The organism is Agrobacterium sp. Ap1 (assembly GCF_017313375.1).
In the GTDB taxonomy this organism is placed as follows: Bacteria; Pseudomonadota; Alphaproteobacteria; order Rhizobiales; family Rhizobiaceae; genus Neorhizobium; species Neorhizobium cellulosilyticum.
The window spans coordinates 1-14,067 of sequence record NZ_JAFLMY010000004.1; the positions used below are offsets into that span (position 1 = coordinate 1).

Consider the following 14,067-nt stretch of genomic DNA (forward strand, 5'->3'; position numbering starts at 1 on the left):
TTCGTCGCGACACTCGAACGCCGCCAGGGCTTCAAGATCTGCTGCCCCGAGGAAATCGCATACAGAATGGGATTCATCGACGCAGCCGGCCTTACAAAGTTGGCCGAAGCTTATGGCAAGAGCGCCTATGGAAAATACCTGCGGGCAAAGGTGCTCGAGGGCTGATCGTCGGTCTTATCCGGCGCGGTGCTAATGCCGCGTCGGTTCACTAACTGCATCGCGGGGCGCGTGTGTTCAATCTGAGGCATATTGCCGTCAATCTTCTAGGGTCGGCTCTCCCGATACTCATCATCCTCATTACCGTACCGCATTATCTTCACGCCATTGGGGCTGAGAAATACGGTGCGCTGTCGCTTGTCTGGATCGTCTTCGGATATTTCGGCATTCTCGATTTCGGCATTTCGAGATCGGTAACGACAGCGATCAGCCGAGCCGAGGGCAGGCAGGCGAAGGCCGATATCATCTGGTCGGCCGCTGCGCTGAATACGGCCTGGGGGGCCTTGATCGCGATTCTCGGCGGAGGAGCCTTTTTCCTCTATGCCGGCCACAGTGAAAGCGAGATGGTCAAGGACGTTGCGACCGCGCTCCCCTGGATGATGTTTGGCATTCCGGTATTGATGATCACGTCCACCTTGAACGGTGCTCTCGATGGCGAGGAGCGCTTCAAGATGGCCAACAGCCTGCAGCTGGTCGGGTCGATACTCTATCAGCTCGTGCCGCTGTTCACGGCCTATTATGTCTCCGATCATCTGCCCGATCTGATCATCGCCGTCATCCTGTGCCGCTTCGTGCTGCTGGTATTGTACGCCATTGTGGTCGGCCGCCTGTTCGATCTCGTGGCGCTGTTTTCCGTGTCGAAGTCCACCATGATTTCGCTGCTGAAATTCGGCTCTTCGATCGCCGCCGTGAATATCCTCGATCCGATCTTCACCCGCATCGATCAGGTCATCATCGCCCGTTTCGCCGGTGCCTCGGATGTTGCCGCCTACAGTATCGCGGTAAATTCGATTGGCCGGTTGGGGATATTGCCTATGGCGATGTCCAGATCGATCTTTCCGAAACTCTCCACCGGAACGGCCGATGACCACAGGGAGGCGCTGTTTTTCTCCAAGAGCAAGATCATCTGGATCTGGTTCGGCATCTGCGGCGCAGCCATCGTGGCGAGCGATCTCGTCTATTACTTGTGGCTCAGGGATCCGATCTATGCCGAGGTCAGCGCGGTCGCAAAGGTCTATGCCGTGGGGCTGTGGGCCAATTGCCTCGGCATACTTCCCTACACCGCATTGCAAGCCTGGGGGCGCTCCACCACGATCCTGAAAGTGCATCTTCTCGAAATGCCCTTCTACCTGGTGGCGCTGGTGCTGCTGACATACCATTACGGCACGCTCGGTGCAGCCGTCGCCTATGGTCTGCGCAGTTATGTGGATTACATCATCCTCTGGAAAATGTGCGGTTATCCCGTTCGCCGCCAGGGCATGTTCACGATTCTGCTGATTGCTCTTTCGGTCCTGGCGTTTGCTATGCACCAATTCGTCTAACGGCTGGCCAGCCAGCCTCCGATAACGTCCGCCCATTTTAGCGAAATCTGGATCTTTTCCCATGCCTCCGGGGCATTGGCCGAGAGCCTGGAGTAGAGAGCGGCATCGGTCAGCGCCCCGTCGATCTTTGTCGCGAGCGCACTCGCGTTGCCGCCAGGAAACATGACGCAGCTGAAACCGTCCTCGATATTCTCCAGAAACATCGGATGGTCGGAGGCCACCAGCGGAGTTCGGGAACAAAGCGCTTCATAAATCGTCAGCGGCAACCCTTCCGAATAATCGTGGCGGCTTGGCACGACGATGATATCTGCGGCGGACATGGCCGGAACCATCTCGCTGTTGGCAACAAGTCCCTTGAAGGTTACTTCAGCCTCTATCCCGAGCGTCTTCGCCAGTTGCGTGAGCCTGTCGGTTTCCCCTTTGCCATAAAGATCGACCGTGATCGCTTTGCCGTTCCGCTTCAGGCTGGCCGTCGCATGCAAAAGATCATCGACACCCTTCGCTGCACTCAGGAGACCGGCATACAGGATTTTGCGGCCTTGCGCCGAAAGCTTCGCCTCTCTGTCGTGAGGCGTATCCTGTGCCGGAAAATCCCATGCGACGACCTTATTTGCAGGCACGCCGATATCGACCAGCTGGCGCGCAGCCCTTCTTCCGTGATTCGCCACAAGCGTAACGTTGGGAGACTTGAGATAGTGCGCGATAACACGGCGCTTGAAGCGCTCTTTGAGGGTTTTGGCAGGAAACGAGTCGGCAAGAAGTGCCAGTGTCGGTACCCCTTTGCGGGCTGCCCATCTCAGCAGAATCGGGTTGGGCAGACGCAGGATCAGGCGATCGGGATTGGTCTTTCGAACGAGATCGAGAATTGTCGGGGCGTGGAAGCGGTCGGTGAAACCGGCACTGATGGCACGTGCGCCGCTTGGAAGAATGATGTCATAAGGCTCGGCGGTAAAGCCGGTAATCGTGGTCACATGATAGCGGCTCGCAAGAGACTGCACATAGTCGACCGTGTAGCGCTGTGCCCGGTAGGTTTCTGCCCCACCCTCGGAAAGCCGTAATGCCGCCTCACGAAAATCGCCCGCATATTGGACTATAACAAGGTTTTCCTTTGGAAGAGACATCGTCGGATCGATCTTTCGTCTTTGTGCTTTGAATATGCAATAAGTCTTTCCAGCATAGTCTTCTATATAACTGATGAATGCCGGAGAGTACCGCTGCCCTTTTCCATTGATTTCTCACTCTTGGCACTGCATGAAAGTTGTATCAAGTCATCGTCGCATTGCCTGGAATCTTGAAATGGCAATCGCGTTAAAAAGAATCCCGCTCCAATGGAGCGGGATGATCGTGTGACGCAGGGCTGTATTCAAGCCGCCAGCAGGTCCAGCAGCGCTGGTCCCTTGTTGTTGACGATCATTTCTGCCCCGAGCCATTCTGCATGCAGGCCATCTCTTGTCGTGTAACCCGCGGTCGTGAAACTTGTCCCGGCGGCGAGGGCAGGTTTGTTCGGGAACCCGTTATGGGCGCGATTGACTTCATAAGTGCCGACAGTTCCCGCTGTGCCGCTCAACTGCCTTACGATCCAAAGGCTGGGCGCAGCGCCGGCGGCATTGATCGGCACGCCCACACCGAGCGCCGGACCGGATGTCACGGACGAAACTGTCAGCGTCGTGCCGGAAAGCCCCGCGGTGAAAAGTGTCGGCGTATAAGATGCGTCGTTGGGATTGCGTGTAACCGGGTATTTCCCCTCGCGAGTCGGGTCGAGCCCGTCAGCGGCATCCCAGCAGTAGTCCTCGCCGGAAATCCCGGTGCGTACCAGGTTGTTGAATTCCGCGATCGGCTGGCTCGAAATCGTCTGGTTTGCCTTGCTGGCATAGCCATCCGTGCTGCTGGTCCGTGGATAGAGCGTTTCGCCGATAACGACGATATCCGAACGAAGTCCCTTCACCCAGCTGGCAAAGGTTGTTCGGCGCCCGGCAAGGGCAGCGGCGGTGTCACCGGTATCGTTGATGCCATATTCGTTGATCACATGTGTCCAGTAGCCCGCTGTGATCAACTGCCCGAGATAGTTATGCGTGCCGGCATTCCAGCTTGCCAGAAGCGTGGCTGCGATGGCGTGGTTGGTGTAGCCGTGGTTTCTGCCCAGGATGACGCACTCGATACCGGCATCGCCGTTGCTGTCATTGATATAGGTGCCGCCGGCAGCACGACTGGTGCCGAAGATGATCGGCGCAGCCTCCCTATGCTCCGTGGCGATGACCATGGGAAGATAGAGACTGCCGTTTGCGGCGCCGACTGCGCCGCCATCGGTGTGGTCGGCAACGGCGCTCGTGCTGATGTCCATGAAGTCGCCGGATGCAATGCCGTAATTGGACTCGTTGCCGCCTGCCATCTGTGTCCAGTTGACGCCTGAGGGAATGTTGACGAGCGGCCTCAGCCAGAATTTTGCCCCGCGTGGAACCGTGACGTTGAATGTAAGCGCTAGATTGCCAGCGGGAAATGTTACAGCGGAACCGCCTACCGCAATACACTCATTTGCGAGCGTGAAGACACCGGCTGGATATTCAAGCGATACTTTCAGCGTCCCGGCACCGCTCGATGCTTCGGACGAACCGCTCATCCTCCAGTTCGGATAGACGACGCGCGGATTGATCAGCCTTCTACGTGCAGTATGGACAGTAATGGCTCTCAGCCAGGGAAGTGTCGCATTCCAGTTGAGTGACGGAAAGCAGCGGGTGGCGGCTTGGCGCATCGCGGCTGGACGAATGGAAAGAAGTTCGCTCATGCCGCGGTCCTTACAAGTTCGATAACGGATTGATTCTTTTCGCGCACGACGGCACCGCTCTCGGTGACTGTTTTCCAGCGATAGCCCGAAGGCGCCGGGTAGGGCGGTACGATGGCTACCTTGTTCCCCAGGATTGTCGCCAGACTTGTGGTGGAGAGGCAAAGGTCAAGCATGACTGCCACCTCGCACTGGTCTGCAAGGCTTGTGTCGTGGGGCAATTCTTCTCTTCATCCTGCCGTTCCTTCTGGTCACTGCGCTGTTGGCGCGGGCTTTGATTCTAGAAGGTGTTGGGATGGCGGGGATAAAGCGTCCGGCAAAAGCGAAGTCTTCGGCGATGTGAAAAAGCCGGGATATTGATTCTGAAAGGTTTTGAAGGCGAACATGTGCGTGAAGCGCTTCGTCGCTTCCCCGTTTTGCACGAGGCGGAGCAGTTTGCTCCGCGAATCTTTTCAGATCGGCGCCTGTGGAGAGATTATTGTGCCGAAGCCGTCGCAAAACGGTCGATCGATGTGCAATGTCGAGATCTTTAAGGGCGTGGCTGAATTCGCGCCTCTGCCGCACTCCGTTCGAATCAATTCAGGAAGTTGCGATTTCCACGGCGATCGATCGTCTCAAGCCGCTTACCGTCGGTATAGACCGTGACGCATTCGCTTTTGCGCTGCTGGAGCACGCAGATCTTCCCGTTGTCGATCCTGTAGCCGATCTTTCCGCCTTCCCGATACTGGTAGCCATTTGGGGCATCTTTTAGATTGGACGTCTTTGTCAGCGTCTGCCGAATTTCCGTTGCCGTTGCGGGACGAAGCTTTGCTGCGTCCTTTGCCGCGGCTGGCGAAACGCAGAATGTTGCGGCGAAGAGAAGGGGGAGGCAGGCGAAGCGCATCGGGTTGGCTCTCTCACAAATTTGATGTGGCTGCAGAAACAACACGGTTCGCAGCCTATTGCTCACGCCTTGCATATCACAGGCTTGGGGGAGCGGCAGCGCGGATTTTGCAACGAGTAGGCAGATCTGTGCGAGCGCGGTTCAAATGCCCGCGAAATCAAACCGCTTATCAGTCCATAGTAAAGGAGAAGAAAAGAATGGTGGGCGATGAGAGACTCGAACTCCCGACATCCTCGGTGTAAACGAGGCGCTCTACCAACTGAGCTAATCGCCCTTCGCGAGACCGGATCGTGTCCGCCGCGTCGGTGGCCGTGATCTATGCGGATCGGAAAAAAACCGCAAGAGCCTTCGTGATGTTTTTTTGAATTTTTCGTCGGATATGCGCAAAAAAGAGCGGCTGTGGATAAAACATTGAAGGCGCCATCCTTTTGTCTTGAAACCTGCTTGACACCCGTTCCCGAACCTCTTAGACAGCCGCCAACCGAGCGATTGAGGTCGCCCGGCCAAGAGGTTTCCCTCCTCGGAGGTGAGTTTCTTGAAGAAAGTGCGGGTGTAGCTCAGTCGGTTAGAGTGCCGGCCTGTCACGCCGGAGGTCGCGGGTTCGAGCCCCGTCACTCGCGCCATTCTCTTTATCCTCCATATTTCTATTCACCTATGCGGTTTCAAACACCGCATGATGGTCGCTTGTAGACTTTTGTCGCCCTGTTCCTTCCATCCTGCATTTCGCGGCCTTGCTGATCGCTCGGCTGCTGTTTCCTCTCTTTATCTTCGGGGGAGGGTGGTCGCTCGTTCGCAATTGCGTGATCGACCTTTTTCGTGTGGGCAGTTTTGTGTCGGTTTCGGTTATGCTGTCCGGGGTGGTGCGGATTTCCCGTAATGCGCGAGATGGCTTTCCGGTGGGGAGGGTTTTGCCTGTGTTTTCGGAGTTGCCTGCAACCGCTGCGACTGTTTTTGTGGCGCTCGTGCCGTGCGGACAATTGTCGCAGGGGTGATTTTTCGTGCGTAGACTTGGCAAAACGCAAGTCCACTGCAAACGTTGATATTTTTGCTCCTGTTAATAACTTTTTGCGATGCTCCCGGCTCTATCGCTTGTCGTTTTTCAATCGTTTCAGGCTTTCCGCCACCCTCCGCGACATTTTGTCGTCTTTCGCACCTCTATGCGTGTGGGGTGGCTTGTTAAAGCACTTGCGTGGGAAACGCTGCTGCGATAGTCACGGCTTGTTGCAATGCACGTTCGCTTGCCCGCGCATTGCCTAAAAATGCGTCGTTCGGCGCTTCTTGCAGGCAGGGGTTGGATATCATGAGTGAACTTCTCGCTTCTTACATCCCGATCGCGATCTTTATCGGAATCTCCATGGTTATCGGCCTGGCGCTTTTGATCGCGCCGTTTGCCGTCGCCTATAAGGCTCCCGATTCTGAGAAGCTGTCGGCATACGAGTGTGGCTTCAACGCATTCGATGACGCGCGCATGAAGTTTGATATTCGATTCTATCTCGTGTCGATTCTCTTCATCATCTTCGACCTTGAAGTGGCGTTCCTCTTCCCCTGGGCTGTGTCTTTCGGGGAAATTGGCTGGTTCGGCTTCTGGTCGATGATGGTCTTCCTTGCTGTTTTGACAGTCGGCTTTATCTACGAATGGAAAAAAGGAGCTCTGGAATGGGAGTAGTCGATAGCGGCAGCACCCTCGTTGCACCTCAGCCGAAAGGCATCATTGATCCCAATACCGGTAAGCCGATCGGCAGCGATGACGCATTTTTCGGCGAGATCAACAATGAGCTCGCCGACAAGGGCTTTCTCGTCACATCGACGGACGAGCTGATCAATTGGGCCCGTACCGGTTCGCTGATGTGGATGACCTTCGGTCTTGCCTGTTGCGCCGTCGAGATGATGCAGCTTTCCATGCCGCGTTATGACGTAGAGCGCTTCGGTTTTGCGCCGCGTGCCTCTCCGCGCCAGTCCGATGTGATGATCGTCGCCGGCACGCTGACCAACAAGATGGCGCCGGCACTCCGCAAGGTCTATGACCAAATGCCGGAACCGCGTTACGTCATCTCGATGGGCTCCTGCGCCAATGGTGGCGGTTATTATCACTATTCCTATTCGGTGGTGCGCGGATGTGACCGTGTTGTACCGGTCGATATCTATGTGCCAGGCTGTCCCCCCACGGCAGAGGCACTGCTTTACGGCGTGCTTTTGCTGCAGAAAAAGATCCGCCGCACCGGCACGATCGAACGCTGAGGCTTCAAGGAGGATATCATGACTGAAGCCTTGAGCGAACTTTCCACCTATATCCGCGAAGCGCGCCCCACGCTGGTCGAGGACGCATTTATTGCCTATGGCGAACTGACGCTCCTCACAACCGGTGCAAATGTCGTCGATCTTCTGACCTTCCTGCGCGACGATCCCCGCTGTGCCTTCGTCAACTTCATTGATGCCTGTGGTGTGGACTATCCGGCGCGCGTCAAGCGCTTCGATGTCGTCTATCACCTGATGTCGCCGAAGCAGAACCAGCGCATCCGCGTGAAGCTTGCAACGGCTGAGGAAGAGCCCGTTCCGTCTGTCACTTCCGTTTATCCGGGTGCCGACTGGGCCGAGCGCGAAGCCTGGGACATGTACGGTATCCTGTTTACAGGCCATCCGGATCTTCGCCGCATCCTCACCGATTACGGCTTTGAAGGTCATCCGCTGCGCAAGGATTTCCCGACCACCGGTTTCGTCGAGGTTCGCTATGACGACAGCCTCAAACGCGTCGTCTACGAACCGGTTGAACTCCGCCAGGAGTTTCGCAGCTTCGATTTCCTGAGTCCGTGGGAGGGACCGGAATACGTCCTTCCCGGGGACGAGAAGGCTAATACCTGACGCCGAAATCTGAAACTGGCGCATAAGCGCCGGTTTGACGCCAAGTTTTTCCCGCCCGGTACGCTTGAGTACTGGCATGGAGCCGCAGATGACCGAGCACAACGTTCGTAACTTCAACATCAATTTCGGGCCGCAGCATCCTGCAGCGCACGGCGTTCTGCGTCTTGTGCTGGAACTCGACGGCGAAATTGTGGAGCGCGTGGACCCGCATATCGGTCTTCTGCACCGCGGCACCGAAAAGCTCATCGAGACGAAGACCTATCTCCAGGCCGTTCCCTATTTCGACCGCCTCGATTACGTCGCGCCGATGAATCAGGAGCATGCCTTTGCTCTGGCCGTCGAAAAAATGCTCGGTCTGGAAATTCCGATCCGCGGCCAGCTCATCCGCGTCCTTTATTCGGAAATCGGCCGTATCCTGTCGCATCTCCTCAACGTCACGACCCAGGCCATGGACGTCGGCGCGCTCACTCCGCCGCTCTGGGGTTTCGAAGAGCGCGAAAAGCTGATGGTGTTTTACGAGCGTGCATGTGGCGCGCGCATGCACGCAGCCTATTTCCGTCCCGGCGGCGTCCATCAGGATCTGCCGCATGAGCTGGTCGAGGATATCGGCGCGTGGTGCGACCAGTTCCCGTCCAAGCTGGACGATATCGACGACCTTCTGACCGGCAACCGCATCTTCAAGCAGCGTAACGTCGATATCGGCGTCATCGATATCAACGACGCTTGGGCGCGTGGTTTCTCCGGCGTCATGGTCCGTGGCTCGGGCGCTGCCTGGGACCTGCGCCGTGCGCAGCCCTACGAATGTTATTCCGACCTCGAATTCGACATCCCGATCGGTAAGAACGGCGACTGTTACGATCGCTACCTCATCCGCATGATCGAGATGCGCGAGAGCTGCAAGATCATGAAGCAGTGCGTCAACCGCCTGCTCGGCGATGCCAAGACAGGCCCGTTCTCGGCCACCGATGGCAAGGTCGTTCCGCCCAAGCGCGGTGAGATGAAGCGCTCGATGGAAGCGCTCATCCACCATTTCAAGCTTTATACCGAAGGCTACCACGTGCCCGCCGGCGAAGTGTATGCCGCCGTCGAAGCGCCCAAGGGTGAATTCGGCGTGTTTCTCGTGGCCGATGGCACCAACAAGCCCTACCGCTGCAAGATCCGTGCCCCGGGTTATGCCCATCTGCAGGCGATGGATTTCGCCTGTCGCGGGCACCAGCTTGCGGACGTCTCGGCGGTGCTGGGCTCGTTCGATATCGTGTTCGGCGAGGTAGACCGCTGATGACTGACGTCGTTGCGATCATCCCTGCCAATGCCTGCGAAGCCGCTTTTGCGGTGGTCTCGCGGCGTGTGTCAATAAACTGATAAGGCGTGAGAAAGAATGTCCGTTCGTCGACTAGCCGAAGAACAGTTCCAGCCCGCTAACTTCGCCTTCAACGAAGAGAACGCGGCCTGGGCCGAGGCAACGATCAGGAAATACCCGGAAGGCCGGCAGCAGTCGGCCGTCATCCCACTTCTGATGCGAGCGCAGGAGCAGGAAGGCTGGGTCACCCGCGCCACGATCGAGCATGTCGCGGCCCGTCTCGACATGCCCTATATCCGCGTCATGGAAGTGGCGACTTTCTACACCCAGTTCCAGCTGAAGCCGATCGGCACCCGCGCCCATATCCAGGTCTGCGGCACAACGCCCTGCATGCTGCGCGGCGCCGAAGAGCTGATCAAGGTCTGTCAGCACAAGATCCATCACGATCCGCTGCAGCCGAATGCCGACGGCACGCTGTCCTGGGAAGAAGTCGAGTGTCAGGGCGCCTGCGTCAACGCACCGATGGTCATCATCTTCAAGGATGCCTACGAAGACCTCACGCCCGCGCGTCTCGAAGAAATCATCGATGCGTTCGAAGCAGGCAAGGGTGACGAAATCAAGCCCGGCCCGCAGATCGACCGCCATCTCTCCGCGCCTGAAGGCGGGGCGGTCACGCTGAACGACGAGATCAAGCCGGTCCGCACCAATCTCGAGCCGCAGCCGGAGCCGGCTGTCGACGCAGCCCCGGTTCCTCCGGCAGAGGCTGCAAAGCCGAAGGATACGGCACCCGAAACTGATCCCAAGCTGAAAACGCCGGTCACGGCGCCGAAGGCCGCTGAAGCAAATGCCAAGGCAACGGTAGATAAGTCGGCTGCAGAGGTCCCAAAGGCTGAAGCCGTTAAGGCTGCTCCCGGCGCAAAGTCCGAAAAGCCGTCGCTGGAAGACAAGAACCGCCCTAAGGGCATCGAAAAGCCGGCTGAGGTTGATGACCTGAAGCTGATTTCCGGCGTCGGTCCGAAGATCGAAGCAACCCTTCACGAACTCGGCATATTCACCTTCGCGCAAGTCGCATCGTGGAAGAAGGCCGAGCGCGAATGGGTGGACGGCTACCTGAATTTCAAGGGCCGTATTGAACGTGACGACTGGCTCAACCAGGCCAAGGCGCTCGCCAAGGGTGGCGAAGCCGAATACATTAAAGTCTTCGGCAAGAAGCCACGGTAAGGGGTGAGATATGCTTAACGATCAGGATCGCATCTTCACCAATATCTACGGCCTCAAGGACAAGTCCTTGAAGGGCGCGATGAGCCGCGGCCACTGGGATGGCACCAAGATCATCATCGAAAAGGGCAGGGACTGGATCATCAATGAGATGAAGGCATCCGGCCTTCGTGGTCGTGGTGGTGCTGGCTTCCCGACCGGCCTCAAATGGTCCTTCATGCCGAAGGAATCTGACGGCCGTCCGCATTATCTTGTCGTCAACGCCGACGAATCTGAGCCCGGCACGTGCAAGGACCGCGAAATTCTCCGCAACGATCCGCACACCCTGATCGAAGGCTGCGTGATTGCCGGTTTCGCCATGGGCGCCCATACGGCCTTCATCTATGTTCGCGGCGAATACATGCGCGAGCGTGAAGCCCTGCAGGCAGCGATCGACGAATGTTACGAGGCAGGCCTGCTCGGCAAGAACACGGTCCATGGCTGGGATTACGACATCGTCGTCCATCACGGCGCCGGTGCCTATATCTGCGGCGAAGAAACGGCATTGCTCGAAAGCCTCGAAGGCAAGAAGGGCCAGCCGCGCATGAAGCCGCCATTCCCGGCGAACATGGGTCTCTATGGCTGCCCGACCACGGTTAACAATGTCGAATCGATCTCGGTCGCCCCGACGATCCTGCGTCGCGGCGCTTCCTGGTTCTCCTCGATCGGCCGTGCCAACAATGTCGGCACCAAGCTGTTCATGGTTTCGGGCCACGTCAACAAGCCCTGCACCTTCGAAGAGGCAATGGGGCTCTCCTTCCGCGAGATCATCGAACATCACTGCGGCGGCATCCGCGGCGGCTGGGACAATCTGCTAGCTGTCATTCCTGGCGGCGCATCCTGCCCCATCGTGCGTGGCGAAGACATGGCCGACGCGATCATGGACTTTGACGGCATGCGCGAGGTCAAGTCTTCCTTCGGCACCGGCGGCATGATCGTCATGGACAAGTCGACGGATGTCATCAAGGCGATCTGGCGCATCGCGGCCTTCTTCAAGCATGAAAGCTGCGGCCAGTGCACGCCGTGCCGCGAAGGCACCGGCTGGATGATGCGCCTGATGGAACGCATGGTGCGCGGTAACGCCCAGAAGCGTGAGATCGACATGCTGTTCCAGGTTTCCAAACAGGTCGAAGGCCATACGATCTGCGCGCTCGGCGACGCAGCCGCTTGGCCGATCCAGGGCCTGATCCGCAATTTCCGCGCCGAGATCGAAGCTCGGATCGATCAGTATACATACAATGCGACGTCTGAAGGCGCCGTCATGGAGGCGGCCGAATAAGCCCGCGAGAGGCGGAATTTCGGTTGTTGAAATGAACTATTTCCGGGTTCTGAACGGCTCGGGCTGAACACAGGACGTAAGTGATACGATGGCAAAGCTGAAGGTTGACGGCAACGAAATCGAAGTTCCTGACCATTTCACGCTGCTCCAGGCATGCGAGGAAGCGGGAGCCGAGATTCCGCGCTTTTGTTTCCATGAGCGTCTGTCTGTGGCAGGCAACTGCCGCATGTGTCTGATTGAGGTGAAGGGCGGCCCGCCAAAGCCGACGGCCTCCTGCGCCATGGGCGTGCGCGATATCCGCGGCGGCCCGAACGGCGAACTGCCGGAAATCTTCACCAATACGCCTATGGTCAAGAAAGCCCGCGAAGGCGTGATGGAATTCCTGCTGATCAACCATCCGCTGGATTGCCCGATCTGCGACCAGGGCGGCGAATGCGACCTGCAGGACCAGGCGATGGCCTTCGGCATCGACTCGTCTCGTTATGGTGAAAACAAGCGCGCTGTCGAAGACAAGTATATCGGCCCGCTGGTCAAGACGGTGATGAACCGCTGCATCCACTGCACGCGCTGCGTCCGCTTCACCACCGAAGTCGGCGGCATTTCCGAACTCGGCCTGATCGGTCGTGGCGAGGATGCCGAAATCACCACCTATCTCGAACAGGCCATGACTTCCGAGCTGCAGGGCAACGTCGTTGACCTCTGCCCGGTCGGTGCACTGACCTCCAAGCCGTTTGCCTTTACCGCCCGTCCCTGGGAACTCGGCAAGACGGAATCGATCGACGTCATGGATGCCGTCGGCTCCGCCATCCGCGTCGATACCCGTGGCCGCGAAGTCATGCGCATCATGCCGCGCGTCAACGAACAGGTGAACGAGGAGTGGATTTCTGACAAGACCCGCTTCATCTGGGATGGCCTGAAGACCCAGCGTCTTGATCGCCCTTATGTCCGCAAAGATGGCCGCCTGCAGCCCGCAAGCTGGGGTGAAGCCTTCGCGGCCGTCAAGGCCGCCGTTTCCGCAACCTCGGGCGACAAGATCGGCGCAATTGCCGGTGACCTCGCTTCCGTCGAGGAAATGTATGCGTTGAAGCAGATTCTGTCTTCGCTCGGATCGGAAAACCTCGACTGTCGCCAGGACGGGACGGCGCTTGATCCGTCGCTTGGCCGCGCAAGCTACCTCTTCAATCCGACCATCGAAGGCATCGAACAGGCCGGCGCTCTGCTCATCATCGGTGCCAACCCGCGCCTCGAAGCTGCCGTCCTCAACGCCCGCATCCGCAAGCGCTTCCGCCGCGGCAACTTTCCGATCGGCGTGATCGGCGAGGTCAACGAGCTGCGCTATGCTTACGACTATCTCGGTGGTGGTCCGGAAACGCTTGCCGATCTCGCATCGGGCGTAAACAGCTTTGCCGAAAAGCTGCGTGGCGCAAAGAACCCGATGATCATCGTAGGGCAGGGGGCTCTCTCCCGTCCGGATGGTCTCGCCGTTCTTCAGGCAGCAGCTCAGCTCGCAGGCTCGGTCGGCGCGCTGACCGAAGAGTGGAACGGTTTCGCCGTCCTGCACACGGCAGCCTCGCGAGTCGGTGGTCTCGATCTCGGCTTCGTTCCGGGTGCAAAGGGTGCCGATGCGGCAACCATGCTGCGCTCGATGGATGTTCTCTTCCTGCTCGGCGCAGACGAGATGAACTTCTCGGCCAAGTATGCCAAGACGACGATCTACATTGGCAGCCACGGCGATAACGGCGCAATGAACGCCGATATCATCCTGCCGGGTGCGGCCTATACCGAAAAGTCCGGCACCTGGGTCAATACCGAAGGCCGTGTTCAGATGGGCAACCGCGCCGGCTTCGCGCCGGGTGAGGCCCGCGAGGAATGGGCGATCCTGCGTGCACTCTCGGATGTGCTCGGCAAGAAGCTGCCCTTCGACAGCCTTCATGCTCTGCGCGCCAAGCTTTATCAGGACCATCCGCATTTCGCCGGGATCGACGAGATCGCTGCAGGCTCGGTGAACGATATAGCAACCCTTGGCACTAAGGGCGGCGAAATGACCAAGGGCGGCTTCGCTTCGCCGATCAAGGATTTCTACCTGACCAACCCGATTGCCCGTTCCTCTGCCGTCATGGCCGAGTGCTCGGCATTGGCCCGCAACAACTTCCAGGCTGCGGCGGAGTGATA

12 protein-coding genes, 2 tRNA genes and 1 pseudogene are annotated in these 14,067 nt (G+C 58.1%); 10 read left to right on the forward strand and 5 right to left on the reverse strand.

The window, feature by feature from the left end; all coding sequences use genetic code 11:
• Positions 1-165 (forward strand): annotated as a pseudogene (locus tag JZX87_RS31260) (glucose-1-phosphate thymidylyltransferase RfbA); the annotation flags it as partial.
• Between the two features lie 65 nt (positions 166-230).
• Complete coding sequence (locus JZX87_RS08750) at positions 231-1,538, forward strand: oligosaccharide flippase family protein (RefSeq protein ID WP_206825136.1); 1,308 nt, start codon at positions 231-233, stop codon at positions 1,536-1,538.
• Here the strand turns inward: JZX87_RS08750 and JZX87_RS08755 are convergent.
• From JZX87_RS08755 to JZX87_RS08775, 5 genes are all read right to left on the reverse strand, one after another.
• Complete coding sequence (locus tag JZX87_RS08755; RefSeq protein ID WP_206825137.1) at positions 1,535-2,659, reverse strand: glycosyltransferase family 4 protein; 1,125 nt, start codon at positions 2,657-2,659, stop codon at positions 1,535-1,537. The two genes, JZX87_RS08750 and JZX87_RS08755, sit on opposite strands and share 4 nt — an antisense overlap.
• Positions 2,660-2,901: 242 nt before the next feature.
• Entirely contained in the window at positions 2,902-4,320 is a 1,419-nt protein-coding gene (locus JZX87_RS08760) for a hypothetical protein (RefSeq protein ID WP_206825138.1), read from the reverse strand.
• Positions 4,317-4,493 (reverse strand): hypothetical protein, encoded by a 177-nt coding sequence (locus JZX87_RS08765; RefSeq protein WP_183685040.1) that lies wholly within the window; start codon positions 4,491-4,493, stop codon positions 4,317-4,319. Before JZX87_RS08765 ends, JZX87_RS08760 begins: the two co-directional genes overlap by 4 nt.
• A gap of 398 nt (positions 4,494-4,891) precedes the next feature.
• Positions 4,892-5,200, reverse strand: a complete 309-nt coding sequence (locus JZX87_RS08770) for a hypothetical protein (RefSeq protein ID WP_148147960.1) — start codon at positions 5,198-5,200, stop codon at positions 4,892-4,894.
• 198 nt (positions 5,201-5,398) lie between these two features.
• Positions 5,399-5,474: transfer RNA gene (locus JZX87_RS08775), tRNA-Val, on the reverse strand.
• 272 nt (positions 5,475-5,746) lie between these two features.
• Here JZX87_RS08775 and JZX87_RS08780 point away from each other — a divergent pair.
• The 8 genes from JZX87_RS08780 to nuoG all read left to right on the forward strand — a co-directional run bounded on the left by JZX87_RS08780 (position 5,747) and on the right by nuoG (position 14,065).
• A tRNA-Asp gene (locus JZX87_RS08780) sits at positions 5,747-5,823 on the forward strand.
• A gap of 677 nt (positions 5,824-6,500) precedes the next feature.
• On the forward strand, positions 6,501-6,866 hold the full coding sequence (locus JZX87_RS08785; protein WP_112457281.1) for an NADH-quinone oxidoreductase subunit A: 366 nt from the start codon (positions 6,501-6,503) through the stop codon (positions 6,864-6,866).
• Complete coding sequence (locus tag JZX87_RS08790) at positions 6,857-7,438, forward strand: NuoB/complex I 20 kDa subunit family protein (protein WP_148147961.1); 582 nt, start codon at positions 6,857-6,859, stop codon at positions 7,436-7,438. The genes JZX87_RS08785 and JZX87_RS08790 overlap by 10 nt, the downstream gene beginning before the upstream one ends.
• 18 nt (positions 7,439-7,456) lie before the next feature.
• Entirely contained in the window at positions 7,457-8,059 is a 603-nt protein-coding gene (locus tag JZX87_RS08795) for an NADH-quinone oxidoreductase subunit C (RefSeq protein WP_206825139.1), read from the forward strand.
• Positions 8,060-8,147: 88 nt separating this feature from the next.
• Positions 8,148-9,338 carry an NADH-quinone oxidoreductase subunit D gene (locus JZX87_RS08800; RefSeq protein WP_206825140.1) on the forward strand — a complete coding sequence of 397 codons (1,191 nt, stop codon included), beginning with the start codon at positions 8,148-8,150 and terminating at the stop codon, positions 9,336-9,338.
• A 99-nt stretch (positions 9,339-9,437) separates the two neighbouring features.
• A complete protein-coding gene (locus tag JZX87_RS08805; protein ID WP_206825141.1) occupies positions 9,438-10,580 on the forward strand; it encodes an NADH-quinone oxidoreductase subunit E in 1,143 nt (380 codons plus the stop codon).
• Positions 10,581-10,590: 10 nt separating this feature from the next.
• Positions 10,591-11,895: an NADH-quinone oxidoreductase subunit NuoF gene (gene nuoF, locus JZX87_RS08810; protein ID WP_148147965.1), complete on the forward strand. Its 1,305-nt coding sequence runs from the start codon at positions 10,591-10,593 to the stop codon at positions 11,893-11,895.
• An 88-nt stretch (positions 11,896-11,983) separates the two neighbouring features.
• A complete protein-coding gene (gene nuoG / locus JZX87_RS08815) occupies positions 11,984-14,065 on the forward strand; it encodes an NADH-quinone oxidoreductase subunit NuoG (protein ID WP_206825142.1) in 2,082 nt (693 codons plus the stop codon).
• Positions 14,066-14,067: the final 2 nt, after the last annotated feature.

Bases quoted from the DNA above. Each gene is read 5' to 3' on its own strand.
- JZX87_RS08755 (WP_206825137.1), bottom strand. From the start codon at position 2,659: ATGTCTCTTCCAAAGGAAAACCTTGTTATAGTCCAATATGCGGGCGAT.
- JZX87_RS08800 (WP_206825140.1), top strand. From the start codon at position 8,148: ATGACCGAGCACAACGTTCGTAACTTCAACATCAATTTCGGGCCGCAG.
- nuoF (WP_148147965.1), top strand. From the start codon at position 10,591: ATGCTTAACGATCAGGATCGCATCTTCACCAATATCTACGGCCTCAAG.
- JZX87_RS08770 (WP_148147960.1), bottom strand. From the start codon at position 5,200: ATGCGCTTCGCCTGCCTCCCCCTTCTCTTCGCCGCAACATTCTGCGTT.
- JZX87_RS08795 (WP_206825139.1), top strand. From the start codon at position 7,457: ATGACTGAAGCCTTGAGCGAACTTTCCACCTATATCCGCGAAGCGCGC.
- JZX87_RS08790 (WP_148147961.1), top strand. From the start codon at position 6,857: ATGGGAGTAGTCGATAGCGGCAGCACCCTCGTTGCACCTCAGCCGAAA.
- JZX87_RS08760 (WP_206825138.1), bottom strand. From the start codon at position 4,320: ATGAGCGAACTTCTTTCCATTCGTCCAGCCGCGATGCGCCAAGCCGCC.
- JZX87_RS08765 (WP_183685040.1), bottom strand. From the start codon at position 4,493: ATGCTTGACCTTTGCCTCTCCACCACAAGTCTGGCGACAATCCTGGGG.
- JZX87_RS08805 (WP_206825141.1), top strand. From the start codon at position 9,438: ATGTCCGTTCGTCGACTAGCCGAAGAACAGTTCCAGCCCGCTAACTTC.
- JZX87_RS08785 (WP_112457281.1), top strand. From the start codon at position 6,501: ATGAGTGAACTTCTCGCTTCTTACATCCCGATCGCGATCTTTATCGGA.
- nuoG (WP_206825142.1), top strand. From the start codon at position 11,984: ATGGCAAAGCTGAAGGTTGACGGCAACGAAATCGAAGTTCCTGACCAT.